Raw genomic sequence first — 24,116 nt, 5'->3', positions numbered from 1 at the left:
CGGAACCGCCGCACAAGGCAAGGAGTGTTCCTGATGCGCAACCACCGGAAGACCGCCGCCGCCCTCGTCGCGACCGCGCTGCTGGGCGTCGCGGCCGCCGGGACCGCGCAGGCCTCGTCCGGGACGGCCGGCGCCGCCGCCCCCTCGGCCTGCCGCCCGGCCAACCACCTCGCGAAGATCACCCCGGCGCCCGGCAGCGCGGGACACCACCACTACCGGGTCACCCTGACCGCCCCGCGCGGCTACCAGTCGTGCGAACTGGCGGGCTCGCCCATCCAGGTGCGGTTCTCGCAGCACGGCGTGGACCGGGGCATCACCGCCGGACGCTACGGCGAGCAGGGGACCAGGGTGACCTTCGGGCCGGGACACCCGGTGCACTTCGACGTCCAGATCCCCTCGGCCGCACCCGGCACCCCCGCCGACGAGGCGTCCTTCACTCTCCGGGCGCCCGGCGGGGAGATCCCCGGTACGTCGGTGGCCGCGGGTGCCCTCACGGTGGCCCCGGGCACCCTCGTGGGGCCGGTGCGGCGCGGCGCCTGACCTCCCCGTACGTCACAGGCCGCCCCGGTGCGCGCAGGACTCCGTCCGCCGCCGCGCACCGGGGCGGCCCTCGTGTGCGGGCACCCGCGGTGCACGGGCTGCGCGGCTCTTCCCGTGAACCCGCCGCCAGTTGACGGTCCGTCACTTCCCATCCGCCCCTCGCATACCCCCCTCCCGTATGTTAAATTGCGGACCTCGGGTACCCCCTAGGGGTATGCAGAACTGGAGAGGTGAAGGTCATGTCAACCGTCAATCCCAAGCGCTGGTGGGCACTCGCGGTGCTCGCCATGGCGCAGTTCATGGTGATCATGGACACGTCGATCATCGGGGTCGCGCTCCCCGAGATGCAGAAGGACCTGGGCTTCTCCCAGGGCGAGTTGCAGTGGGTGTTCAACGCCTACGTGATCGTCTTCGGCGGTCTGCTGCTGCTCGGCGGACGGCTGTCCGACCTGGTGGGCGCCCGGCGGATATTCGTCACCGGCTGGGCGGTCATGATCGCCGGCTCGGTGCTGGCCGCGGCGGCCGGCACGGCCTGGGTGGAGATCGTGGGGCGCGGGGTCCAGGGCGTCGGCGGCGCGCTCATCACCCCCTCGGCCATGACGCTGCTGATGATGCTCTTCGGGCACAACCCGAAGGAGCTCGGGAAGGCGATGGCGTTCTACGGAGCCGCGGCCCCGGCGGGCGGTACGGCCGGGGTCTTCCTGGGCGGCGTGTTCACCGAGTGGCTGAGCTGGCCGTGGGTCTTCATCATCTACATCCCCATCGGTCTCGCCACGCTCGCCGCCACCAAGGTGCTGCCCGCCGTCGCGAGCCGTCGCGGCTCGGTGGACCTCACCGGTGCCGTCGCCGTCACCGCGGGACTCGCGCTGGCCGTCTTCGCGGTCGTACGGGCCCCCGAGGCGGGCTGGGGTTCCACCGCGACGGTCCTGCAACTGGCGGGCGCGGCAGCCCTGCTGGCCTTCTTCCTGGTCGTCCAGCGGTCCGTGCGCGAGCCGCTGATGCCGTTCAGCGTGTGGCGGGTGCCCCGGCTCGGCTCGGCCAACCTGGCGATGATGCTGCTCGGCGCCGCCTGGATCCCGATGTGGTACTTCCTCAACCTCTACCTCCAGCAGGTGCTCGGATACGGGGCCTTCGCCAGCGGCGCCGCCCTGGTGCCCATGACCCTGCTGCTGATGATCTTCATGACGATGATCACGGCGCGGCTGATGGCGAGGTTCGGTGCGAAGCCGCTGATCGTCGGCGGCCTGCTGGTCCTCGCGGCCGGGCTGCTGTGGCTGTCGGCGGTCGGCCCGACGGGCAGCTTCCTCGTCGACGTCCTGCCCGCCTCGCTGGTGGCGGCGCTCGGCATGTCCCTCGCCTACATCCCGACGATGATGACCGCGATGTCCGGCGCCCCCCAGGAGCAGGCCGGTCTCGCCTCCGGCATCGTCAACACCACGTACCAGGTGGGCTCGGCGCTCGGCCTCGCGGCCCTGACCGCCCTCGCCACCTCCCGGGGTGCGGGCACCCTCGGCGACCTGCCGGCCCTGACCAACGGCTTCGGCGCCGCCTTCACCGGAGCCGCGGTGATCGCCGCACTCGGCGGCCTGGTCACCCTGCTGGCCATGCGCGGCGAAAAGCGTCCCGCCACCGCCGCGCCACGACAGCCGGCGTCGCGGGGCGAGCAGGTCGGCGCCCCGTAACCGCCCCCGGCACAACCCCGAACGGAGCCGCGCATCGCCGGGCCCCTCACCGCACCACCGCACGACGCGCCCGCCCGGGACACCTCCCGGCCGGGCGCGCACGGCGGTTTGGCGCCGGTGATTGTTGGCTAGGGTGGCAGAGGGGCAGGGGGAGGCCCGCGCCGTGGGCCTGGCCAACGGGCGGGAAATTCAGGTGAGTTCGGGACCGTGACAGGGAGCGGTTCCCGGCTCTGCCCCGCCCTGGGAGCAGTGGGGGAGGCGTCAGGTGGGACCCAAGGGCAGCAGCGCGTTGCTGCCTTCCTCGTTACGCGGCTGGCTCGCGACGACCGCGGTCATCGGCGCGCTCGCCGTCGTCGTGCTCGGCGTCATGTACGCCGGTCACCAACGGCCCGGCACGCTGGACGCCTGGATCATCCCGGAGATGCGGGACGTCCGGCCGCCGTGGCGGCACGTCGCCCTCGCCGTCGACTTCCTCGGGGAGCCCGCGGGAGCGGCCGTGCTGATGGTGGCCGCCGTGGCGGTCTGCCTGCTGCTGCGGCACCCCCGCGCGGCGGTCTTCGTCGTGGTCGGCTGCGGCGTCACCGTGGTGACGACCACACTCCTCAAGTACGTGGTGGGACGCACCATCCACGGCGACGAGAACCTGTCCTACCCGAGCGGGCACACCGCCTTCCTCACCGCGCTCGCCCTCTCCGCGGCACTGCTGGTGGCGGCCCGGCGCGGCCTCGGCAGGGCGGCGGCCCTGCTGCTCGTGCTCGGCGCCGCGGTGCTCGCCGGAGCGGTCATGGGCTGGGCGCAGGTCGCCCTGAGCGCGCACTACCCGACCGACACCCTCGGCGGCTGGTGCGCGGCGCTGGCGGTGGTCCCGGCGACCGCGTGGGCGGTCGACAGGGCGGCGGGGCGGCGGACCGGGCGGACGGACGCCGCCGCCGGGGAGCGCCGCTGACGCCGGGCCCCGGCCCGTGCCCCTTCTCCCCGGGCAGTGCGCCACGGGTGCCGGCCGCCCCGGCACGGCACCCGTACCGCGTCACACCAGCCGGCGGAACACCGGCTTCACCGGGCGGCCGCCCACCCACGGGGCGGGATCCCCGGCGTCCAGCGCCTTGCGGTACACCGCGCACGCCTGCGCCACCACCTCCACCGTGCGGTCGACGTCCGCCTCGTCGAGCGCACTGCTCACCACGAACGACGGAGCCAGCACCCCGCCCGCGAGGAGCCGGCGCAGGAACAGCGTCCGGTACTCCTGCGACGGCCGCCGGTGCTCGTCGAGGGTGGCGAAGACCAGGTTGCTGGCCCGGCCCCGGACGACCACGTGGTCGCCGACGCCGTGGGCGTCCGCCACCTCGCGCACCCCCGCGGCCAGCCGCTCGCCGAGCGCGTGCAGCCGCGCGGTGATCCCCTCCTCCGTATAGGTGGTGAGGACGGCCATCGCCGCCGCCAGGGAGTGCGTCTCCGCCCCGTGCGTCGTGGAGAGCAGGAACACCCGCTCACCGCCGTGGCGCAGCCCGCCCCACTCCATCAGCTCGCGCCGCCCGGCCAGCGCGGAGACCGCGAACCCGTTGCCCAGCGCCTTGCCGAACGTGGACAGGTCGGGGACCACGCCGTACAGCCCCTGCGCGCCCGCCTCCGACCAGCGCAGGCCGGTGATCATCTCGTCGAAGACCAGGAGGCAGCCGTGCCGGTCGGCCAGCTCGCGCAGCCCGGCGAGATAGCCCGGCGGAGGCTCGACGTGACCGGCGGGCTCCAGGATCAGACAGGCGACCTCGCCCGGGTACCCGGCCAGCAGTTCCTCCGTCGCCGCCAGGTCCCCGTACGGGAAGGACACCGTCAGCTCGGTGGTGGCCGCCGGGATGCCCGCGGACATCGGGGTGGTGCCGATGAACCAGTCGTCGACGGAGAAGAACGGGTGGTCGCCGCAGATCGCCACCCGCGGGCGCCCGGTCACCGCGCGGGCCAGCCGGACCGCCGCGGTGGTGACGTCGGAGCCGTTCTTCGCGAACTTCACCATCTCGGCGGTCGGCACCGTGGCCAGGAAACGCTCCGCGGCATCCACCTCCACCACGGAGGGCCGCACGAAGTTGCTGCCGCGGCCGAGCTCCCGGCGCACCGCCTCCAGCACCCGCGGGTGGGCGTGACCGAGACTGACCGACCGCAGGCCGGACCCGTACTCGACGTACCGGTTGCCGTCGACGTCCCACACGTGGGCGCCCTCGCCGTGGCTGATGACGGGCGCCAGGTGCTCGGGGTACTGGTCGTCGCCCTTGGCGTACGTGTGCGCGCCCCCCGGAACCAGGGCGTGCAGCCGCTCGTTGGCCGCCCGCGACCGGGGCAGCCGGAATTCCTCGGTCTCTTCGGTGTCCACGCCGCTCAACTCTCCTTCTGCGGTCTCAGGTCCGCTTCTCAGGACCGCTGCCTCAGGGCCTCGGCGAGGCCGGGTGCCTCCTTGTCCCGCCGCGACATCAGCCGGGGCGGCAGCGGCCACGGGATGTCGAGGTCCGGGTCGTCGAACGCGATCGTCACGTCCTCGGAGGGGTCGTGCGGACGGTCGATCCGGTACGACGTGTCGGCGGTCTCGGTGAGCGCCTGGAAGCCGTGCGCGCACCCCGCCGGGACGTACAGCGTCGTCTGCGTGTCGCCGGACAGCTCGAAGAAGGCCCGGTTGCGGTACGTCGGGGAGTGCGGCCGCAGGTCCACCACGACGTCGAAGATCCTCCCGTGCGAACAGCGCACCAGCTTCGCCTCGCCCGCCCCGGAGCGCAGGTGCATGCCGCGCAGCACCCCCCGGGCCGAACGGGACACGCTGTCCTGGACGAAGGCGGCCGGGTCGAGGCCCACCGAGCGGATCACCTCGGCGTCGAAGGTGCGGCAGAAGAAGCCGCGTTCATCGGCGTACGGCGTCGGCTCGAAGAGGTACGCGCCGTCGATCTCCGGTACTTCCATTGCCTTCACGGTGCCTCCCGAAGGGCCTGGGTGCGGTCGGCCGGGATCGCGGCCTTTGTCAAGTGGGCGAAAGACTCCCGGAGTTGGCGTTCCGCCTCCAGGTTCCGTTCGGCGAGCGTCCGGCGCAGTCCGGCCGACTGCTTCTCCAGCTCCCGGAACTGTTCGAGCAGCCGGTCGGCGTCGACCTCGCGGGCCGGGTGGCAGTACGCCCCGAGGCCCATCCGGTCCATGAGCGCCTCGCTCTTCGCCGCGTAGCTGAGCGCGAGGGTCGGAGTGCCGGACTTCAGCGCGCAGATCAGGTTGTGGTAGCGGGTGGCCACCACCGTGTCGGCCGCCGCCGTCTCCGCCATCAGGTCCGCCAGCGAGGCCGCCTCGGCGGCGGAGACCAGCGGCGAGTCGACGGCGTCGAGGATCGCGGCGACCACCGGGGCGTCGCACGCGTCGCCGGTCAGCAGCCGGACCTGCCTGCCCTCCGCGACCAGGGCGCGGACGAAGCGGGTCGTCCCGTCCAGGTAGCGGCGGTGGATCTCCCGGGCCCGCGCGCGGTCGTCGTTGCCGCCGTGGAAGTCCATGACGCCGACACAGACCGGGCCGGGCGGCCCGGCGGGGGTGGCCGCGGGCGGCGCGGGCAGCGCGAAGGCGAGGTCCGGGTGGACCTCGTCGCGCGAGGTGTCCACGCCCATCCTCCGCATCGCGTCGCGGGACATGGCGTCCCGGTACGAACGGTGCGCGGCCAGCCCCGCCGACCAGCGCACCAGCGCCCGGGTCGCCCGGTCGCGGACCGGCGCCGCCCCGACGCCGACCAGCGCGACGGGCGTACGGGTCAGCCGCCCGCTCGCGCACAGCAGGAACAACGCGTACGGGAAGCCCCACGGCCGCAGCGGCAGCGTCGCCTCCAGCACGCCCATGCCCGGCACGATCACCACGTCGTGCCGGCGCACCCAGGCGGCGGTGCGGACGACGTCGACGAGCTTGCCCAGCGCCTTGCCCGCGACCGCGCCCGCCCGCGACGCGGTCCGGTACTCACCCCGGTACCAGTGCAGCCGTGTCGCGGGTATCCCGAACCGCGAGGCGACGACCTCGGGCCCGCCGCACAGCGCGTCCACCACGGCCCCGGGGTGCTCGGCGCGCAGCAGGGCGAGCAGGGCCTCCAGCGACCCGTCGTTGCCGAGGTTGCCGGAGCCGAGCAGGCCGAACACCCCGACGCGCGGCGGGGTCCGGCGTGCGGAGGTCACGCCCGCCTCCCCTCGCGGCCCGCGACGAGGTCGTCCACCGAGACCGCGAGCAGCGCCGGGTCGACCGGGGCCCGGTCCTCGACCCGCTCGCCCGCCCCCGGCCTGGCCCGGCTCGTTCCCCACGCGGCCAGGTGGCGGTAGCACGCGCGCCGGTCCGCCGAGGACAGCGGCGCCCGCCGGATCGCCGAGACGAAGCCCCCCACGTACTCGGCGAGCAGCCGGGGCGTCGGATGCAGCAGGCCCGCCCTGCGCGGGTCCAGGTTGACGCACCGGGAGCGCTTGGAGGGGTTGGCCCGCTCGGCGCGCGTGGGGTGGTCGCGGCGGAAGTACAGCAGCTCGGGCACCTGGTGGAAGGGGCCGTGCAGCCCGATCTCCGCGACGAACGTGCGGTCCGCGTGGTGGTAGCTGTCGTGCGGCTTCACCCGGCGCAGCACGTCGGCCCGCATCACCCCGTAGAAGTCGTCCCCGCCGGGCTCGAAGAGCATGCTGCGAAAGCGCTCGGGAGCCCGCGGCGAGTCGGTGGCCAGGGTGTACTCGTAAGGGACCTTCACCTGCCCCTGCTCGTCGATGACCGCCTGGTCGGCGTGGGCCAGGATCACGTCCGGGCGTTCGTCCAGCGCCTCCACGCAGCGCTGGAGCAGGGTGCGGGCGTACAGGTCGTCGTGCGAGGCCCACTTGAACAGCTCGCCGTGGCACTGGGTGAACACGTAGTTGTGGTTCGGCGCCGCGCCGACGTTCCGGGACAGCCGGATGTAGCGGATGCGGGAGTCCTTCTCGGCGTACCTGCGGCAGATGTCCTGGGTGCCGTCGGTCGACGCGTTGTCGGAGACGACCAGCTCGAAGTCCTCGTAGGTCTGGCCGAGCAGGGCGTCGAAGGACTCGGCGAGGTACTCCTCGCCGTTGTACACGGGCAGGCCGATGCTGAGCCGGGGAAGGGCGGTCATGGCTTCCTCACTTCACGGGTTGCGCTTCACGGATGGCGCTTCACGGGGGACGGGGCACGGACGTCGGGTCAGGGGCACCGGCTCAGGGGCATCGGATCTCGGCACCGGTGCGGGCATCGGGTCGCGGTCGGCGGTCGCGGGGTGCGTACGGCCGCCGGCCGCCGGTTCATGGCTCACGGTCGGGGGACTCCCGGCGCTCCCGCAGGGCGGAGCGCAGTTGCAGCCACCAGACGGCGGAACTCGCGGCGGTCGCGGCGGCCACGCCCCAGGCCGACCCGACCGTGCCGCCCGCCGCCGCCCCGCCGAGACCGCCGCCCACGTAGCAGGCGGAGGCGAACAGCTGGCAGCGCAGGCTGCGCCGGGCGGCGGCCAGGGCACGCAGCCCGGCCGCCGCCCCGGTGCCCAGGCCCGCGCCCGCGACGCCGAGCGTGGCGGGCACGATCAGCAGCGAGGCGGCGGGCCAGACGTCACCGAGCACCAGCTCGCCGAGCCGGTCCGGCATCAGCAGCAGCGCCCCGCCCCACAGCAGCGCGGCGGCCGCCTGCCCGCCGCCGAGCAGGAAGCAGAACCGGGCCAGCCGGTGCGGGCTCTGCCGCAGGACCCGGGCCGCCTCCGCGACGGTCACCAGCGAAAGGCCCATCAGCAGCGCGAGGAACGGGCCGAGCAGCAGCTCCGCGCCCCGGACCGCGCCCACCGCGCCGACGCCGACGATCGCGCCGAGCCCGTACGCCCGCAGCTGGCTCGCACCGCTCAGGCTGACGTTCTCGACGAGATAGCGGAACCCCAGGTCGCGCTGCTCGCGCAGCCAGCCGAGCGCCCGCGCAGGCCGGGGCCGGATGCCGGACTGGAACCAGCCGTAGCCGGCGGCGACCGCGGCGGCGGCCCCCCAGGCCAGCACGAACGCCGCCACGGTGCCCACCCGGGCCGCCACCAGCAGGGCCGGCACGAGGGCGACGCCCCACACGAGGTCGTTGACGAACGCCTTGCGCCCGGCGCCCGCCGCGAAGAACGCGAACCGCCAGGCGTCCTGCAGCAACAGCCCCGGCAGCACGACCCCCAGACACCCGAACGCCGACCCCACCGGGCCGCCGATGGCCAGCCCGACCAGCACGGACACCGCGCCGAGCGCCACGCCGACGCCGACGGCGGCACCGGAGGACCGGGCCGCCGCCGCACGCCAGGACACCTCCGGCACCCCGCTGAACCGCACGACGAGCGGGTCGGTGGCCAGCCCACGCGCGACGTTGAGCACCACGCCGTAGGTCAGCCAGGCCAGGCTGAACACGCCGAACGCGGTCAGCCCCAGCGAGCGCGCCACATAGAGGCCCACCGCGAAGTTGGTCAGGCTGGAGGCCGCCTGGTCGGCCAGCCCCCAGGACAGCCGCCCCGCCATGGCCCGCCGGCCGGCCGGCCGGTCCTTGGGCGCCGTCTCCTGCTCCTCGGTGGTCATCGGAGTCATGCCTTGATCAGTCCGGCACCGTGCAGGGCACCGGCCGCGTCGGCGACGGTGCCGAACGGCAGGGCGGCCCGCTCGGCGACGTCCAGCAGACTGTGCGTGCCGTCGGCCATGCTGAGCACCCACAGCATGGCCAGCTGCGCCTGCTGCGCGTCGCTCCGCCCGCCCAGCGACTCGTACAGCCCCCGCCGCCCCAGCTGCGGTTCGCCGTACGGACTGAGATTGAGGTACCGGCGGTTGCGGTCGAGGACGGCGAACGCCTCGCGGCAGACGGCCAGGGTGTCCGCCATCGCCTCCGGCGAGACGAAGTCCGGGTCGTCCCCCGAGGTGTGGTACTCGGGATACCCGGCGTACGGGGTCCGGGTGAGCGAGCCGACCCCGAGGTCGAAGCCGGGGGAGCAGTACTGCCGCTCGTCGTAGCCGTAGGGGGTGAACTCCTTGACGGTGTGCGGGCGTTCGGAGCTCTCCAGCACGTGCCGCAGCACCCGGTCGATCTCCGCGTCGCCGCGTCTGCTCTGCTTGTACGTCAAGGGGCCCCGGTCACCGGCGCAGGCCAGCACCAGCCCGTGCTTCACGTGCTCCACCCGCTCCCTGTTGCGGGCCAGCCAGGTGATCGCCCCGATGGTGCCGGGCGCGAAGACGAACCGGTAGGTGTAGTACGGCTTCTCCTCGGCCAGCGCCCGCGCCAGGAACGTCGCCACCGCGATGCCCGCCAGGTTGTCGTTGGCCAGCGACGGGTGGCACACGTGGCAGGAGACCAGCACCTCGTCGGAGACCTGCCCGGGAACGACGTGCTCCGCGTAGGTGAGGTGGCCGTCGGCGAGCGTGGAGTCCACGCACACCTCGTACGCGCCCTCGGGCAGTGCGTCCAGGGTCTCCTGCGCCAGGCAGAACCCCCACTGAGGCTTGTAGTAACTGGTCCGGTAGGGCACCAGCGACGGCTGGTCGGGCAGCGTGTGCAGGTGCGCGCGCAGCTCCGACAGCGGCATGGTGCGCGACACCGGGACGCTGTAGCCGAGCACGTGCAGGTTGGACGCGGCGAAGTCGACGACCCGCCGGCCCGAGCTGTCGGCGACGTACGCGTCCCGGATGTTCCACTCCTGGGGCACCGTCCAGTCCAGCACCTGCGTCCCGGTGGGCACCTCGTGGACCCGCAGCGGGAGGTACTCGCCGACGATCGCCAACGTGGCGCGCACCCCGTCGCCGGTGATGCTCCGGCACAGCGGGAAGAGCCGCTCCACCAGGGCGTGCATCTCCCCGCCGACGCCGGTCACCCGCGCCACCGCAGGGTGTCGTCGACCGTGCCCGCATCCGACGCCGCCCGCAGCACGGCCAGCCGGGTGAAGCGGCTCTCGAAGCCCTCCCGGGTCAGCCCGTGCCGCCGGTAGGCGTCGGCGAGTTCGAGCGCGCCGCGCTTGACCGTCCACGCGCAGTCGAAGCCGGGGACCGCCTCCCGGAACCGGGAGAAGTCCACCCGGTACGACCGCGGATCGGCGCCCGTCTCCCCGGTGATCCGCACCTTCGCCCCGGCCACCGCCTCGGCGACCTGCTCGGCGATCTCGGCGACCGTGACGTTGTTGGCCTCGCTGCCGATGTTGAACGCCCGGTCGTGCACCGCGTCCCGGGGCGCGGTCAGCGCCGCCGAGAACGCCTGGGCGATGTCGGCGGCGTGCACCAGCGGACGCCAGGGCGTGCCGTCGGACAGCACCAGCACCTCGCCGGACAGCAGCGCGTGACCCACCAGGTTGTTGAGCACGATGTCGGCGCGCAGCCTGGGGGAGTACCCGAAGGCGGTGGCGTTGCGCATGTACACCGGGGTGAAGTCGCCGTCGGCCAGCGCGTGCAGCTCGTCCTCGACCCGCACCTTGGACTCCGCGTACGGCGTCACCGGGCGCAGCGGGGCGTCCTCGGTCACCAGGTCGCCGCCGCCGGCGGCACCGTAGACCGAGCACGTCGACGCGTACAGGAAGCGCCGCACCCCGGCGTCGCGGGCCAGCCCGGCCAGGCGCACCGACGCGTGGTGGTTGATGTCGTAGGTGAGTTCCGGCGCCAGCGACCCCAGCGGGTCGTTGGAGAGCGCCGCCAGGTGGATCACGGCGTCCACCCCGGCGACGTGCTCGGCCGTCACGTCGCGCAGGTCCACCCGGTGTCCTGGCGGGTCCGCGGGCCGCGGGCCGAGGACGCAGTCGGCGAACAGGCCGGAGTCGAGGCCGACCACCTCGTGCCCGGCGGCTTCGAGGACCGGGGCCATCACGGTGCCCAGGTAGCCCTGGTGTCCGGTCAGCAGTACGCGCAAGTTTCAGTCCCCCAGATCGAGAGTGAGTTTGGTGACGGCGAACGCCTCGGCGTAGCGCGCGTGGCATTCGATACCGCGGATGCGGGCGAGGCCGAGGAAGGCCTCGCGGTCGTACCAGGGCCGGTGCCGCTGCGAGGGGTAGTGCTCCTGCAGCAGCCGCACCTTCTGCTCGGCGGTCTGGGGCGACAGCGGCTGGTAGGCCGTCATGCGGCCGAGGTCGCCGTCCCACTTGACGATCTCGTAGCCGAGCACCAGGTGGTCGCGGAACGCGGTCGGGATCAGGCCCGCGAGACCCCGGTGGTCCTGGTGAGCGTCGTCGGTGCGCGGCGCGAGCACCAGGTCGGGCTCGGTCCGTGCGCGCAGCTCCTCGACGGCGGCCTTGGCCTCCTCCCACTGCGAAGGGAACCGGCCGTCCGCCAGCTTGAGCACGGTCAGCCGCAGATCGGCGCCCGGACAGAACGCGGTCAGTGCCGCCAGCTCCTCCTGTTCGCGGTCGCTGCCGCCGCCCGACAGCACCAGGGCGTCGACGCGGACCCCCGGCCGGGCGCGGCACAGCGCGAGCAGGGTGCCGCCCGCGCCGATGGCGATGTCGTCGCAGTGCGCGCCCACCGCGACGACGCTCCCGGGGCGCCCGGCGCCGAGCCGGATCACGCCCCCGCTCCGACGCGGTCCCGCTCCCACACGGCCCACGGGCGGTCGCCGCGCGCGTACGCGTCGTCGAGCGCGGCCCGCTCCTTGACCGTGTCGGTCGGCTTCCAGAAGCCCCGGTGCTGGTGCGCCACCAGCCGCCCCTGCTTGGCCAGCCGGCCGCACCCGTCGGCGACCAGGTCGCCGCCCTCGGGTATGTGGTCGAAGACCTCCTGACGGAGCACGAAGTAGCCGCCGTTCTCCCACAGCGGCAGCTCGCTCACCGCGGTGATGCCCCCCACCAGACCGTCCTCGCCCAGCTCCACGCAGTGGAACGACGACTGCGGCGGCACCACCATCATCGAAGCGCCCGCGTCCCGCTGGGAGAACTTCTCGATCATCTCCGGCAGCGGGGCGTCGGTGAGCACGTCGGCGTAGTTGGCCAGGAACATCTCGTCGCCGTCCAGGTGGTGGCGCACCCGGCGCAGCCGCTCCCCGATCGGCGACTCGATGCCGGTCTGCGCGAACGTGATCGTCCAGTCCGCGATGTCCGTGGACAGCAGCTCCGTGCGCCCGCCGCGCAGCACGAAGTCGTTGGACGTGGTCTCTTCGTAGTTGAGGAAGAAGTTCTTGATGTGGTGCGCCCCGTAGCCCAGGCACAGGACGAACTCCGTGTGCCCGAAGTGCGCGTAGTAGCGCATCACGTGCCAGATCAGCGGACGCGGGCCGACCATCGCCATGGGCTTGGGCACGTCGTCGGCCGCGCCGCTGCGCATCCGCATGCCGTAACCGCCGCAGAAAAGGACAACCTTCACGCTGCAACCTCTTTCATGACGAGAAGTCGACAATGCTCAGTTCGGGGATGGGAAAGACGAGGCGGCCGCCCCACTCGCGCACGAAGGCCAGCTGCTCCTCCAGCTCCGCCCGCAGGTTCCAGGGCAGGACCAGGACGTAGTCGGGCCGGTCGGCGGCGATCTGCTCGGGCGCCAGGATCGGGATGCGGCTGCCCGGGGTGAACCTGCCGTGCTTGTAGGGGTTGCGGTCGACCGTGTACGCGAGCAGGTCGGGCCGGATGCCGCAGTGGTTGAGCAGGGTGTTGCCCTTGCCGGGGGCGCCGTAGCCGACGACCCGCTCGCCGCGCTCGGCCGCCTCGATCAGGAACCGCAGCAGGTCCCGGCGCACCTTCGCCACCCGGCCCGAGAACTCGGTGTACCCGGACAGCTCCTGGAGCCCGGCCGCCTTCTCCCGCTGCAGCACGTCGGCCACCCGCTCGGACGGCTCGCCGGCCACCTCCACGGGCCTGGCCCACAGCCGGACGGAGCCGCCGTGCGTGGGCAGCAGCTCGACGTCCACGAGCGCGAGCCCGCCGCTGGCCAGCGCCCGGATCGCGGAGGCGACCGTGTAGTACTGGAAGTGCTCGTGGTAGATCGTGTCGTACTGGTTCTCCTCGATCAGCGTCAGCAGGTGCTGCACCTCGATGGAGACCCAGCCGTCGTCGGCGACCAGGGCGCGCAGCCCCTGGGTGAAGCCGACCACGTCGGGGATGTGCGCGTACACGTTGTTGGCCACGACCAGGTCCGCCGGGCCCTGCTCCGCGCGCACCCTCGCACCCGTCCCGGGGCTCAGGAACTCCGTGAGCGTGGGGACGCCCGCGTCCCGTGCGGCGGCGCCGACGTTCACCGACGGCTCGATGCCCAGGCAGCGGATCCCCCGGTCCACCACGTGCTTGAGCAGATAGCCGTCGTTGCTCGCGACCTCGACCACGAAGGCGTCCGCGTCCAGCCCCACCCGTGCCACGGCGTCGGCGACGAAGGTGCGCGCGTGCTCGACCCAGGAGGTCGAGAAGGAGGAGAAGTAGGCGTACTCGCTGAACGTCTCCTCCGGAGTGATCAGCGGCGGGAGCTGCGCGAGCCAGCATTCGGTGCACACCCGCAGGTGCAGCGGGTAAGCGGGCTCCGGCCCGTCCAGCTGGTCCGCCGCGAGAAAGCTCTCGCACGGCGGGGTCGCCCCCAGATCGACGACGCTCTCCAGCGCCGCCGAGCCGCAGAGTCGGCATCCTGTCATCAACTGCCCCCATCTCCGCCCGCGCGGGTGCCCCGTCGCGAGCCGGCTCTTCCGTTTCCTGTCGGCGACGCGTCCTGAGCGCCGCCGTACCGTCCCGCGATCGCGGTGCGGTACCCCTCCTCCAGGCGCTCCAGCCCGACGTCCGGGCTGAACCCCTGCTCGTAACGGATCCGGGCCGCACGGCCCATCTCCAGGTTCTCGGCCCGCCCGGTCGTGATCCGGCGGATGCACGACGCGAGCGAGTGCGGGTCGCCCGGCCGGTGCAGCAGCCCGGTCACCCCGTCCTCGACGAGCTCCACGAAGGCGCCGTGCCCGGCGGCGACGGCCGGCACCCCGGCCGCCATCGCCTCCGCGACCACCAGCCCGAACGTCTCCAGGGCCAGCGACGGAGCCACCACCGCGACCGACCTGGCCACGGCCTCGCGGCACTGGGCCGGGTCGTACAGACCGACGTAGCGCACGTCGTCGCGGCCCGCGGCCCAGGCGGTCACCTCCTGCTCCAGCGGACCGGCGCCCGCCAGCACGAGCGGCACCCCCACCCCGCCGCCCGCCGCGACCTCGTCCCACGCGGCCATCAGGTGCCGTACGCCCTTGGCCTCCGCGAGCCGCCCGAGGAAGAGCAGGTGCTCGCCGCCGTCCGCCCGGCAGGCACCCGGGTCGGGGACGAAGTTGTGCTTCACCGCCAGCCGCTCGGCCGGCATGCCGGAGCGCACCAGCAGGTCGCGCTGCGCCGCGGAGATGCAGAAGAACCGCTCCACCCCGGACCACCAGCGCCGCCGGTTGACCGACATGCCGACCGCGAGCGGCACCGTCGCCAGCCGGGAGCCGCGGTAGCAGCCGTGCCGGACGGCGGGCAGCGGCGCCGGAGCCCCGACGCACTCGGTGCACAGCCGGCCGTCCCGCTGCAGGGTGCCCGGCGGGCAGATCTGGTTGTAGTTGTGCAGCGTCGCGACGGCGGGCACCCCGGCGTCCGCGCAGGCCGCCAGCACCGCGGGCGACAGCAGCGGGAAGACGTTGTGGACGTGCACCACGTCCGGCCGCCCGGCGCGCAGCCGGGCCGCGAGCTCGCTGCGGACCGCCGGGTTCCACGGCACCAGCAGCGGCACCGCCACCTTGCCGAGCAGCGAGCGCCCCGAGATGTCGTCGCTGCGCCGCTCGAACACCTCGACCCGGTGGCCGGCCGTGCGCAGCAGGTCCACCTCTTCGTCGACCACCCGGTTCTCCCCGCTCGGCTGGGCCGAGGAGTAGCGGTTGTGCACCACGAGGACACGCATGTTCCCAGTCACCTCCTTGCCCATCGCGGAACGTGCCGCCGCACGCCCTCGGGCGCCGGCGAAGGAGCGGTCCGCGAGGTCGCGGACGGCTCGAGTACGGGAGCCGTGGCGGGCGTCGCGAGGAGCGAGGCGGCCACGGCCAGATGCAGCAGGTACGCCGACGCGTCCCCGAGACCGGCCTCGGTGTACGAGGAGATCGCGACATAGCTGATCAGGAAGATCGCGCAGGCCCTCGGCAGCGACGGCGGGCGCAGCAGCGCGACACCGCCCAGCACGAGGAAGAGGGTCACCACGACCACGACACCGGTCAGGCCCTGCTCGTCGTAGACGGCCAGCCAGCTGTTGTCGATCGGCAGCCCGCCGAACGACTTGTCGCCCAGGCCCGTGCCGAACAGCTCCTCCACGAGCGTGCGCGGCGCGTCCAGCAGGGCGTCCCAGACCTTCGCCCGGCCGGTGAGGCTGGTGAAGTACTCCTGGGACTGGCCGCGCAGGAACCACGCCTGGAGCGCGGAGGCGAACCCGACCGCGGTCACCGTGGCGCACAGCACCGCCCAGGTGAAGAACCGGCGGGCGGCGGCACTGCTGAGCACCAGCGACAGGATCGCCAGGACCAGCCCGGCGAGCAGCCCGATGGTGGCGGTGCGGGTGTGGGTCAGCGCGAGCAGGACGAGCGAGGGCACGATGATCAGTGCCGCGCTGCGCCCGGTGGTCCTGCGGCCCAGCACCAGCAGCACCGTCAGCCCGATGATCACCGCCGCGTACTGGCCGATCTGCGGCGGCGTCAGCGGCCACAGCGCGCCGACCAGCCGCCCGCCGTACAGCTCCGGCATGGCCGCGCCGGGGGAGATCACCAGCCCCGCGATCACCGAGGAGAACACCACGAAGTACATCCGGATGTGGGTCCTGACGAACGTCAGGCTGCCGTCCCACCAGCGGCTGAGCAGCCACAGCGTGGCGACGAACAGGGTCAGCCTGGCGCACCGGAACAGCGCGCCGAAACCGGACTCCAGGTTCGCGCTGGAGATCAGGCTCGGCAGCAGCAGCAGGGTCAGCAGCAGCACGAAGGCGTTCGCCCGGATGCGCAGCCGCAGATTCAGCGCCAGCGCCAGCGCGAACGCGCCGACCAGCGCCCCCATGGTGACCATCTGGATCAGCGAGCGCGGGATCGGGAAGATGGTCTGCGCCCCCGCGGAACCGAGCGTGTTGAGGCCCAGCAGCCCCCAGACCACCCCGACGGCCTTCGGCGTGCCGGGCGGGCGCATGCCTTCGCCCGGCGTTCCGACCGCGCTGTCCAGCGCCCGGGGCAGCCCGCCCCGCGGCGGGTTGGTCCGCTGTGTCCCCGCCGCCATCTCAACCACCCGCCCGCGGGCCGAAGGTGCTGTTGGTGTCCTGCTGGTACGGCGTGCTCTGCCACTGCGCGGAGTCGAGCTTCTTGTCCGGGTCGTCGGCGACGAAGCTCCACGGCCCCCGGTAGAGGTTGTCGTGCCAGCGGTTGTTCTGCTTGTGCAGGAGCGCGTCGGACACCCGCTTGGCCTTGTACGGCGACCAGTCGGGATAGGTGCCGTAGTTGGAGAGCACCGCCATCCGAGCGCACTCCGTCGTGCACTTGAGGGCGGCGGCGTCCAGCACGAAGCGGTTGTCGTGGATGTCGACGCGCTGGGTCTTCCACCGGCAGTCGGAGTACAGCGGCGCGGTGGCGATCGACGGCTGCGCACAGCGCTTGAGGTCCTTGACCAGCAGCGTGCAGTACCCGGCGGAGGTGTTGGCGGGGCTGTTGCAGAACCGGTTGGCGTTCTCCCACAGGGTGATGCCGTTCCAGTTGTTCTCCAGCACGTTGCCGTAGATCTCCAGCTTGTCCGTGCGGGCCGGGACCCGCGGCTCCCCGCCGGCCTCCGAGATGTAGATCGTCCCGTACGGGAAGTTGTCGCCGCGCTCCGCCAGCTTGCGGGCCTCCGCGACGTTGTTGCGCCGCATCGTGTTGTTCCGGACGACCGCGTTGTAGCTGGTCTCGTACATCAGGGCGGCGCCGTCGTTGGCCTCGAAGAGGTTGTTCTCGAAGAGGAAGTCGTTGTTGTTGTTGTCCGCCCACAGCCCGGTGCCGCGGTTGTCGTGCACCCAGTTGCCGCGGATGTCTGCGCCGTTGACGGCCCAGAACTTCATGCCCCCGGTGCAGCCGCACCCCGGCTTCTTCCGCTCCCAGTCGCCGGTGTTGTTGCCCGTGATCTCGTTGCCCTCGACCACCAGGCCGCGGATGGTGTCGCCGTCCTTGTACGCGTTCATGCCGTACTGGCCGTTGTCGCGCAGGCAGTTGGCACGGACCTGCTGACGGGCGCCGGCCATCAGCCCGGCCCCCGAGTTGTCGCGGATCGTCGAGTGCTCGATCACCCAGCCGTCGGACGAGCTGTTGTTGACCACGCCCTCGTCGTGCGGCGCGACGAAGTTCCGCACGGTCAGGTAGCGCAGGGTGACGTCGGTGGCCTCGCCGCCGAACGCGTACTGGTTGACCTTGCGGCCGTCCAGCACCGCGCCCGGCGCACCGAGGTAGCGGTTGCCCTTCTTCGGGACGACCTGCGCGTACTGCTCCGGCACCAGCCGGTGGGTGCCCGGCCGGAGCCAGAACGTGGTGCCCGCGGGACTGCTCTTGGTCTTGGCGGCCAGGTCGCCGACCACCGCGGGGTCGACCGTCACCGCGCCCGCGGGGGCCGTCGCGGGCCCGGCCGGGGGCTTCGCGCACACCCGGGCCGCGGCCGTGGCGGGTGCCCCGGCCGCGGACGTCCCGCCGGACGGCTTCGCCGGGTCGGCCGTCCCCGAGCAGCCGCTCGCCGCGAGCAGGACCAGGGCCAGGGGCGCCGCCGGTAACGCGCAGTGACGCCACTTCATCCGCACGCGCCTCCCCGGTCGGGCCGGTCCGCGAAGCCGAGCACCGTGGTGAACCGGCCGCCCGGCCCGTCGTCGGTGAAGCCCGTGCCGATCAGCGTGGTGGCGGGCACCTTGCGGCCGAAGCCGGGGGAGTACCAGCCCAGCGGCGGACCGCTCTCGCCGCGGTGCGCCCGCCAGCTCAGCCCGGCGGGCAGCGCGAGCACCGCGGAGCGGTCCTCGCCGTCCACGCTCCAGCCGAGCGCCGCCCGCTCGCCCACCAGGTCCGCGGTGACCGACGGGCCCAGATGGAAGGCCAGACGCACCGGCCTGCGCGGCCCGCGCACCTCGTCCACCACCCGCAACTCCCGTGTGGAGGAAGTCAGTTCCACGGAGCGGCGGTGCACGGATCCCTCGTACCCGTCGTGCTCGGCGCTCCAGCGGGCCACGTCCGGTCCGGCGGTGCCGACGGCCAGGACGCGGCTGCGGGCGTGCCGGGTCCACAGGAAGGGTCCGCCGGAGACGGACTGGTCCTGGCCGTCCAGCTCCAGGGTGTTGTGGCCCAGGGTCGAACGGAAGTACCGCCGCCACTCGGGCTGCCCGTGGTAGCAGTACGTCCCCGGGTCGGCGAGCACGTCGACGCCCTCCTGCCGCACCTCCAGGGACAGCGCGTCGGCGTGCGCGTGCGCGGCGATGGACAGGAAGCCGTGCGGCCCGCCGTCGCAGCGGCACCAGATCCCCGCCGGACCGCGCAGGACGGTCAGCCCCGCGTCGGCGAAGTGCGCCGGGCGGGCGGCCGGACGGGCCACGGCCGGTGCGCCGCGCCCCTCCCGCGCCGGTGAGCCGCCGGGTACGGGCGAGGTGTCCCTCCCGTACGGCCGGATCAGCGCGGCCAGCAGCGGGGTGCGCACATCGGTGCCGGGCACCTCGGGCCACCAGTCGAGCCTGCCGAACACCGCTTCCCCGGTGGCCAGCAGCGAACCCCAGCGGTCGGTGCCGCCGCCGTCCACGACCAGACCGTGGCCGTCGTCGGAGTCCCCCTGGCGCGGCGGGCGCAGCCGGTCGTCCACGACGGCCGCCAGCGCGTCGGTCATCCGCAGCAGCACCAGCCGGACCGTCGCGGGCACCGGCACACCCGCGGCGTCCGCCTCGGCCAGGGCCGCCAGCCCGAGCTCCAGCACCAGCCCGTGGTACTCGCTCGCCAGCTCCCGGTTCAGACCGGAGCGGAAGGTGTTGCTCCGCAGGTGCCGCTCCAGTGAGCGCAGCGCGTTTGCCCGCCAGCGCGCCGACGCGGGGAACCAGCCGAAGGCACAGGCCGCGGCGAACTGCCCGGCCGCCTCCGCGACGACGTGGTTGTTCGCGGACGACCCCCGGCTGGGAAAGGCGGCCAGCCAGCGCTGGTGGTGCCAGATCTGGTTCCTCGCCACCGGGTTGTCCTCGAACAGTCCGGCCGCGCCCGGCCAGCCGTCCAGCAGCCGCCGGACCCACACCCAGGACAGCAGCCGGATGCCCAGCTCGATGCCGCTGATCCAGTGCACCCCGCGCAGCGGCGCGTTGGCCGCCCACCAGTCCCGCAGGTGCTCGGCCACCCGCTCCGCGTACCGGTCGTCCCCGGTGAGCGCGTAGGCGGCGGCCAGCACGGTCAGGTACTGGTGCCGCGACAGCTCCCAGATCTGCTTGATGTCCCCGACCGCCTCCTCGTCGCGGTACGGCAGGCCGAACGCGTACCCCCACGGGGCGCGCCGCCCGGTCTTCGGGTCGTACCACCAGTCCGGGCCGGTCAGGTCGTCGCGCACCACCCCGAAGTACTCGACGTGCCCGGCCATCAGCCGGTCCGCCTCGGCGACCAGACGCTTCGCGGCGTCCGGCGGCACCGCGGCGAGCGTGCCGGCGGGCAGCACGGCGGTGAACCGGGCGCCGCTCACGCGCGGCGCGTCCGGCGGCTCGCCGCGCCACCGCCGCCTGCGCACCGCGTCGCCCGTCCGGCCCGCGATCTCCCGCGGACCCATCCGGGACAGCCGCCGCAGGTACCAGCCCGCGCTCAGGCTCATCGTGTCCTCGCCAGCGTCACCGGCGCACCGCCGGCCAGCGCACGCTGTACGGCGAGGGTGGCCGAGGTGGTGGCCACCAGCGACTCCAGCGGCACCGGCATCGGACCGCCGGAGCGCACGGCCCTGACGAACGCCGCCAGTTCGGCCTCCTGCCCCTTGTCGCGCGCCCTGGGCAGCCGGGAGCTGACCCACCGCCTGCGGCCGGCCCCGCCGTCGGAGTACACCGACGCACGGACGAAGTCGTCGAGCCGCAGGACCTTCCCGTCCGCGATCAGGTCCAGGGTCTCCTTGGGGAAGCCGGAGGCGCCCGTGGTGACGTAGCCGAGGGTGGCGGTGGAGCCGTCCGGGTAGCGCAGCACGACCTGGAGGTCGCCGCTGCCGGGCGCGGCGAGCGCGTACACCGACTCCGGGTCGGCGCCCAGCAGCCAGCTCGCCGTGTCGATGAAGTGCCCGCCCTCGCCCGCGAACCGCGAGCCCTCGGTGCCCTTGCGCAGGTACCAGCTGCCCTCCTGGAGCGAGCCCGCGTTGATCAGGTAGCGCAGGCTCGCCGGGCCGCTCCGGGCGCCGAACCGCTGCTTCGCCTCCCGCAGCACCGGCGCGAACCGGCGGTTGAAGCCCACCTGCAACCGGTCGTTGCCGGACTCCTCCACCGCCGCGAGCACACTCGCCAGCTCCTCCTCGGTGAGGGCCAGCGGCTTCTCCACGAACACCGCCTTCCCCGCCAGGAGCGCCCTGCGGGTCAGTTCGGCGTGCGAACTGTGCCGGGTGACCACGAAGACCGCGTCGAGCGACGCGTCCCCGAGCACCGCGTCGAGGTCCGTCGTCGCCTCGGCGAAGCCGAACTTCCGCTTGGCGTTGGCCGCGGACAGCGCCGTCGTGGTGACCACCGTCGACAGCTCGACGCCGTCGCGCCCCGCCAGGTGCGGCAGCAGCATCGACGTGGCGTAGTTCCCCGCGCCGACGAACGCCAGCCGCACCGGCGACCCCGCGGCCCTGGCCGGGGCGGCCCGGCGGGCGGTGCGCGGCACCTCGGGCACGGACACCGTCGCCTCCTCGGGCGGCGCCGTGTGCCCGGGGTAGCGGAACAGCACGGCGACCGCCTTCAGTTCGCCGTCCTGCAGACTCCGGTAGGTCTCCACCGCGTCCTCGAAGGCGGCGACGTGCGAGACCAGCGGCTCCACGTCGACGCGGCCCCGGGCCACCAGGTCCAGGAAGCACGCCAGGTTCCGGCGCTCGGTCCAGCGGACGTAGCCGATCGGGTAGTCCCGGCCCTCCAGCTCGTACTCCGGGTCGTAGCGCCCGGGACCGTAGGAGCGGGAGAACCGTACGTCCAGCTCCTTCTCGTAGTAGGCGTTCCACGGCAGGTCCAGACGGCACTTGCCGATGTCGACGACCCGGCCCCGGTCGCGGGACAGCCGGGCGGCCAGCTCGACGGGCTGATTGCTGCCGCCGCCCGCCGCCAGGTACACCTGGTCCACGCCGTGCCCGCCGGTGAGTTCGGCCACCGCGCTCTCCACAACGGACGACCCGGGATCGCCGCAGGCCGCCGCGCCCAGGCGCTCGGCCAGCTCGCAGCGCGCCGGGTCCGGGTCCGCCCCGACCACACGGACCCCGGAGGCGGTCAGCAACTGCACCACCAGCTGGCCGATCAGTCCCAGGCCGACGACCAGCGCCACCTCGCCGAGCTGCGGCTCGCCCTGGCGGACGCCCTGCATCGCGATCGAACCGACGGTGCCGAAGGCCGCGTGCCGCGGCGCGAGCCCGTCCGGCAGCGGGACGTACAGGTTCTTCGGCACCCAGTTCAACTCGGCGTGCAGCGCGTGCTCGTTGCCCGCGCAGGCCACCAGGTCACCGGCCTTCACGTCGTCCACCCCGGCACCGACCTGCTCGACCACCCCGCACAGCGAGTAGCCCAGCGGTGTGTACGAGTCCAGCTTGCCCATCACCTTGCGGTACGTGGCGGGCACCCCGTTGGTGGCCACGCTCTGCACGACCTTGGCCACCTGGTCCGGCCGCGAGCGGGCCTTGCCCACCATCGACATGCCGGCCTCGGACACCTTCATCAGCTCGGTGCCGGTGGAGATCAGCGAGTAGGCGCTGCGGACCAGCACCCCACCCGGCTTGCACTCGGGGACCGGCACCTCCAGCAGCGCCAGCTCGCCGCTCCGGTAGTTCTGCACAACCTGCTTCACCACGAACTCCTCTGAAATTCCTAAGCCGACAACCGAGTGCTCTGACCGGATCCGGAGGTCGCTTCGCGATACCAGTGCTCAAGGGTCAGTACGTGCCACAGATGTTTGGAGAAGTCCCGCTGCCCGGCGGCGTCCTCGGCGACCATCCGCGCCAGCGCGTCGCGCCGCAGGAACCCCGAGCGGACCAGCACCCCGTCGTGCACCACCTCCCGCACCAGCGGCGCCAGGTCCCGGCTCATCCAGGCCCGCAGCGGCGCGCTGAACAGGCCCTTGGGCCGGTACACGATCTCCCGGGGCAGGATCGAGGTGGCCGCCTCCTTGAGGACGGCCTTGCCCTGCCGGCCGGCGATCTTGCGGTCGCCGGGGAAGGCGAACGCCGCCCTGACCACCTCGACGTCCACGTACGGCACCCGTACCTCGGTCGACGCGGCCATGCTGGAGCGGTCCGTGTAGGCCAGGTTCAGGCCCGGCAGGAACATCCGGGCGTCGCCCAGGCACATGCGGTTCACGAAGTCGTCGAGGTCGTTGTCCGCGTAGACGTCCTGGTGCTCCTCCAGCACGTCGTCGACCGTGCCGGCCAGATCCGGGTTGATCAGGGAGAGCAGCTCCCGCCGGTCGTACATGGTGTAGCTGCGCCGGAAGGCGGTCTCCTCCGGCAGGTCGGCGAAGGACAGGAAGCGCTTGGCGAAGCGCACCGAGCGGTACCCCCGCCGGGCCGAGGCGACCGGCAGCCGGTCCACCGCCGCCGACACCCCGCGCCGCAGCGGACGCGGCACGCGCTGGTAGCGCAGCGCGAGCACATTGGCCAGGTGCTTGCGGTACCCGGCGAACAGCTCGTCCGCGCCCATCCCCGACAGCATCACCTTGACCCCGGCCTCCCGGGCCGCCGAACAGATCAGGAACGTGTTGATCGCCGCGGGGTCGCCGATCGGCTCGTCCAGGTGGTACGTCATCCGCGGCAGCAGGTCGAGCACGTCCGGGGCGATCTCGATCTCGTGCAGGTCCACCCCGAACCGCGCTGCCACCTGCCGGGCGTACCTCAGGTCGTCCGGCATCGCCTCGAACCGGGCGTCCTCCGCGCGGAACCCGATCGTGTAGGCGGAGATCCCGGGCCGGTCCCGGGCCGCCAGCGCGGTCAGATAACTGGAGTCGAGACCGCCGGAGAGGAAGGTCGCCACCGGCACGTCGGAGAGCAGATGGCGGCGGGTCGACTCCGCCACCACGGCGGCCAGGTCCGGCAGTTCACCGCCGCGGGCGCGCTCCCGTCCCTCGGCGGCGACGTCCTTCAGGTTCCAGTAGCGGCCGCGCTCCACCCGGCCGTCCGGCCGGTACCTCAGCCAGCTCCCCGGCGGCAGCTTCTCCGCCTCCCGGTACGCGCACCGCGAGTCGGGCACCCAGTAGTAGAGGAGGGACGCCACCAGCGCCGCGTGGTCCACCTCCAGCTCCCCGCCGGTCGCCGCGGCGAGCGCCTTCAGCTCGGAGGCGAACACCAGACCCGGGCCGCGCCGCAGCAGGAACAGCGGCTTGATGCCCAACTGGTCCCTTACCAGCACCAGTTCACCGGTGGCCTCGTCGAAGACGCCGAACGCGAACATGCCGCGCAGCCGGGGCAGACAGTCGGTGCCCCAGCGCCGCCAGGACTCCAGCACCACCTCGGTGTCGGAGGTGCCGTGGAAGCGCACCCCGGCGGCCGTCAGTTCGGCGCGCAGCTGGGGCGCGTTGTACAGCTCGCCGTTGTAGGTGAGGACGAGCCCGTCGCGGACCATCGGCTGGGCCCCGGTCTCCGACAGGTCGATGATCGACAGCCGGCGGTGCCCCAGATGCACCTCGCCCTCCGCCAGGGAGTGGCTGTAGCGGCCCGACCCGTCCGGCCCGCGGTGGGCCAGGGTGTCGGTGAGCCGGTCGGTGACGGCCTTCCCGTCCGGCCATCGGTACGTGCCTGCGATGCCACACATGTGC

19 protein-coding genes are annotated in these 24,116 nt (G+C 73.3%); 3 read left to right on the top strand and 16 right to left on the bottom strand.

Annotated features, from left to right (window positions below):
* Window positions 1-33: 33 nt before the first annotated feature.
* The 3 genes from ACFYVL_RS33890 to ACFYVL_RS33880 all read left to right on the top strand — a co-directional run bounded on the left by ACFYVL_RS33890 (window position 34) and on the right by ACFYVL_RS33880 (window position 3,168).
* Window positions 34-540 (top strand): DUF4232 domain-containing protein, encoded by a 507-nt coding sequence (locus tag ACFYVL_RS33890; protein ID WP_389251791.1) that lies wholly within the window; start codon window positions 34-36, stop codon window positions 538-540.
* Window positions 541-779: 239 nt separating this feature from the next.
* On the top strand, window positions 780-2,222 hold the full coding sequence (locus tag ACFYVL_RS33885; RefSeq protein ID WP_389251789.1) for an MFS transporter: 1,443 nt from the start codon (window positions 780-782) through the stop codon (window positions 2,220-2,222).
* A gap of 265 nt (window positions 2,223-2,487) precedes the next feature.
* Window positions 2,488-3,168, top strand: coding sequence for a phosphatase PAP2 family protein (locus ACFYVL_RS33880; RefSeq protein WP_389251786.1), 681 nt, complete (start codon window positions 2,488-2,490; stop codon window positions 3,166-3,168).
* Window positions 3,169-3,249: 81 nt separating this feature from the next.
* Here the strand turns inward: ACFYVL_RS33880 and ACFYVL_RS33875 are convergent, their stop codons facing one another.
* The 16 genes from ACFYVL_RS33875 to asnB form a co-directional block, all read right to left on the bottom strand.
* Window positions 3,250-4,584: a glutamate-1-semialdehyde 2,1-aminomutase gene (locus ACFYVL_RS33875; protein ID WP_389251784.1), complete on the bottom strand. Its 1,335-nt coding sequence runs from the start codon at window positions 4,582-4,584 to the stop codon at window positions 3,250-3,252.
* Window positions 4,585-4,622: 38 nt separating this feature from the next.
* Window positions 4,623-5,171: a dTDP-4-dehydrorhamnose 3,5-epimerase gene (rfbC, locus tag ACFYVL_RS33870; RefSeq protein ID WP_389251782.1), complete on the bottom strand. Its 549-nt coding sequence runs from the start codon at window positions 5,169-5,171 to the stop codon at window positions 4,623-4,625.
* A complete protein-coding gene (locus ACFYVL_RS33865) occupies window positions 5,168-6,397 on the bottom strand; it encodes a polysaccharide pyruvyl transferase family protein (protein ID WP_389251780.1) in 1,230 nt (409 codons plus the stop codon). Before ACFYVL_RS33865 ends, rfbC begins: the two co-directional genes overlap by 4 nt.
* Window positions 6,394-7,341, bottom strand: coding sequence for a glycosyltransferase family 2 protein (locus tag ACFYVL_RS33860; RefSeq protein ID WP_389251778.1), 948 nt, complete (start codon window positions 7,339-7,341; stop codon window positions 6,394-6,396). The genes ACFYVL_RS33865 and ACFYVL_RS33860 overlap by 4 nt, the downstream gene beginning before the upstream one ends.
* A gap of 166 nt (window positions 7,342-7,507) precedes the next feature.
* Entirely contained in the window at window positions 7,508-8,791 is a 1,284-nt protein-coding gene (locus tag ACFYVL_RS33855) for a hypothetical protein (RefSeq protein WP_389251823.1), read from the bottom strand.
* A 5-nt stretch (window positions 8,792-8,796) separates the two neighbouring features.
* Complete coding sequence (locus tag ACFYVL_RS33850; protein ID WP_389251776.1) at window positions 8,797-10,080, bottom strand: DUF4910 domain-containing protein; 1,284 nt, start codon at window positions 10,078-10,080, stop codon at window positions 8,797-8,799.
* On the bottom strand, window positions 10,068-11,093 hold the full coding sequence (locus tag ACFYVL_RS33845; protein WP_389251774.1) for an NAD-dependent epimerase/dehydratase family protein: 1,026 nt from the start codon (window positions 11,091-11,093) through the stop codon (window positions 10,068-10,070). The genes ACFYVL_RS33850 and ACFYVL_RS33845 overlap by 13 nt, the downstream gene beginning before the upstream one ends.
* A 3-nt stretch (window positions 11,094-11,096) precedes the next feature.
* Complete coding sequence (locus ACFYVL_RS33840; RefSeq protein ID WP_389251772.1) at window positions 11,097-11,744, bottom strand: PIG-L deacetylase family protein; 648 nt, start codon at window positions 11,742-11,744, stop codon at window positions 11,097-11,099.
* Entirely contained in the window at window positions 11,741-12,535 is a 795-nt protein-coding gene (locus tag ACFYVL_RS33835; RefSeq protein ID WP_389251770.1) for a glucose-1-phosphate cytidylyltransferase, read from the bottom strand. The genes ACFYVL_RS33840 and ACFYVL_RS33835 overlap by 4 nt, the downstream gene beginning before the upstream one ends.
* A 13-nt stretch (window positions 12,536-12,548) precedes the next feature.
* On the bottom strand, window positions 12,549-13,784 hold the full coding sequence (locus tag ACFYVL_RS33830; protein WP_389251768.1) for a class I SAM-dependent methyltransferase: 1,236 nt from the start codon (window positions 13,782-13,784) through the stop codon (window positions 12,549-12,551).
* A complete protein-coding gene (locus tag ACFYVL_RS33825; RefSeq protein ID WP_389251766.1) occupies window positions 13,784-15,058 on the bottom strand; it encodes a glycosyltransferase in 1,275 nt (424 codons plus the stop codon). The genes ACFYVL_RS33830 and ACFYVL_RS33825 overlap by 1 nt, the downstream gene beginning before the upstream one ends.
* Window positions 15,059-15,066: 8 nt before the next feature.
* Window positions 15,067-16,407 (bottom strand): O-antigen ligase domain-containing protein, encoded by a 1,341-nt coding sequence (locus ACFYVL_RS33820; protein ID WP_389251764.1) that lies wholly within the window; start codon window positions 16,405-16,407, stop codon window positions 15,067-15,069.
* Window position 16,408: 1 nt separating this feature from the next.
* Window positions 16,409-17,944, bottom strand: coding sequence for a right-handed parallel beta-helix repeat-containing protein (locus tag ACFYVL_RS33815; protein ID WP_389251762.1), 1,536 nt, complete (start codon window positions 17,942-17,944; stop codon window positions 16,409-16,411).
* On the bottom strand, window positions 17,935-19,965 hold the full coding sequence (locus ACFYVL_RS33810; protein WP_389251760.1) for an alginate lyase family protein: 2,031 nt from the start codon (window positions 19,963-19,965) through the stop codon (window positions 17,935-17,937). Before ACFYVL_RS33810 ends, ACFYVL_RS33815 begins: the two co-directional genes overlap by 10 nt.
* Window positions 19,962-22,157: a bi-domain-containing oxidoreductase gene (locus tag ACFYVL_RS33805; RefSeq protein WP_389251758.1), complete on the bottom strand. Its 2,196-nt coding sequence runs from the start codon at window positions 22,155-22,157 to the stop codon at window positions 19,962-19,964. The genes ACFYVL_RS33810 and ACFYVL_RS33805 overlap by 4 nt, the downstream gene beginning before the upstream one ends.
* 20 nt (window positions 22,158-22,177) lie before the next feature.
* Window positions 22,178-24,112 (bottom strand): asparagine synthase (glutamine-hydrolyzing), encoded by a 1,935-nt coding sequence (gene asnB / locus ACFYVL_RS33800; RefSeq protein ID WP_389251756.1) that lies wholly within the window; start codon window positions 24,110-24,112, stop codon window positions 22,178-22,180.
* Between the last annotated feature and the right edge of the window lie 4 nt (window positions 24,113-24,116).

Source organism: Streptomyces sp. NPDC004111 (assembly GCF_042874215.1).
Lineage (GTDB): Bacteria > Actinomycetota > Actinomycetes > Streptomycetales > Streptomycetaceae > Streptomyces.
This window is presented reverse-complemented; position numbering and strand designations above follow the sequence as displayed.

What these genes read in the sequence shown, in the direction of transcription:
- ACFYVL_RS33890 (WP_389251791.1), top strand. Translation starts at nt 34, where the DNA reads ATGCGCAACCACCGGAAGACCGCCGCCGCCCTCGTCGCGACCGCGCTG.
- ACFYVL_RS33885 (WP_389251789.1), top strand. Translation starts at nt 780, where the DNA reads ATGTCAACCGTCAATCCCAAGCGCTGGTGGGCACTCGCGGTGCTCGCC.
- ACFYVL_RS33860 (WP_389251778.1), bottom strand. Translation starts at nt 7,341, where the DNA reads ATGACCGCCCTTCCCCGGCTCAGCATCGGCCTGCCCGTGTACAACGGC.
- ACFYVL_RS33855 (WP_389251823.1), bottom strand. Translation starts at nt 8,791, where the DNA reads ATGACCACCGAGGAGCAGGAGACGGCGCCCAAGGACCGGCCGGCCGGC.
- ACFYVL_RS33830 (WP_389251768.1), bottom strand. Translation starts at nt 13,784, where the DNA reads ATGACAGGATGCCGACTCTGCGGCTCGGCGGCGCTGGAGAGCGTCGTC.
- ACFYVL_RS33825 (WP_389251766.1), bottom strand. Translation starts at nt 15,058, where the DNA reads ATGCGTGTCCTCGTGGTGCACAACCGCTACTCCTCGGCCCAGCCGAGC.
- ACFYVL_RS33820 (WP_389251764.1), bottom strand. Translation starts at nt 16,407, where the DNA reads ATGGCGGCGGGGACACAGCGGACCAACCCGCCGCGGGGCGGGCTGCCC.
- ACFYVL_RS33810 (WP_389251760.1), bottom strand. Translation starts at nt 19,965, where the DNA reads ATGAGCCTGAGCGCGGGCTGGTACCTGCGGCGGCTGTCCCGGATGGGT.
- asnB (WP_389251756.1), bottom strand. Translation starts at nt 24,112, where the DNA reads ATGTGTGGCATCGCAGGCACGTACCGATGGCCGGACGGGAAGGCCGTC.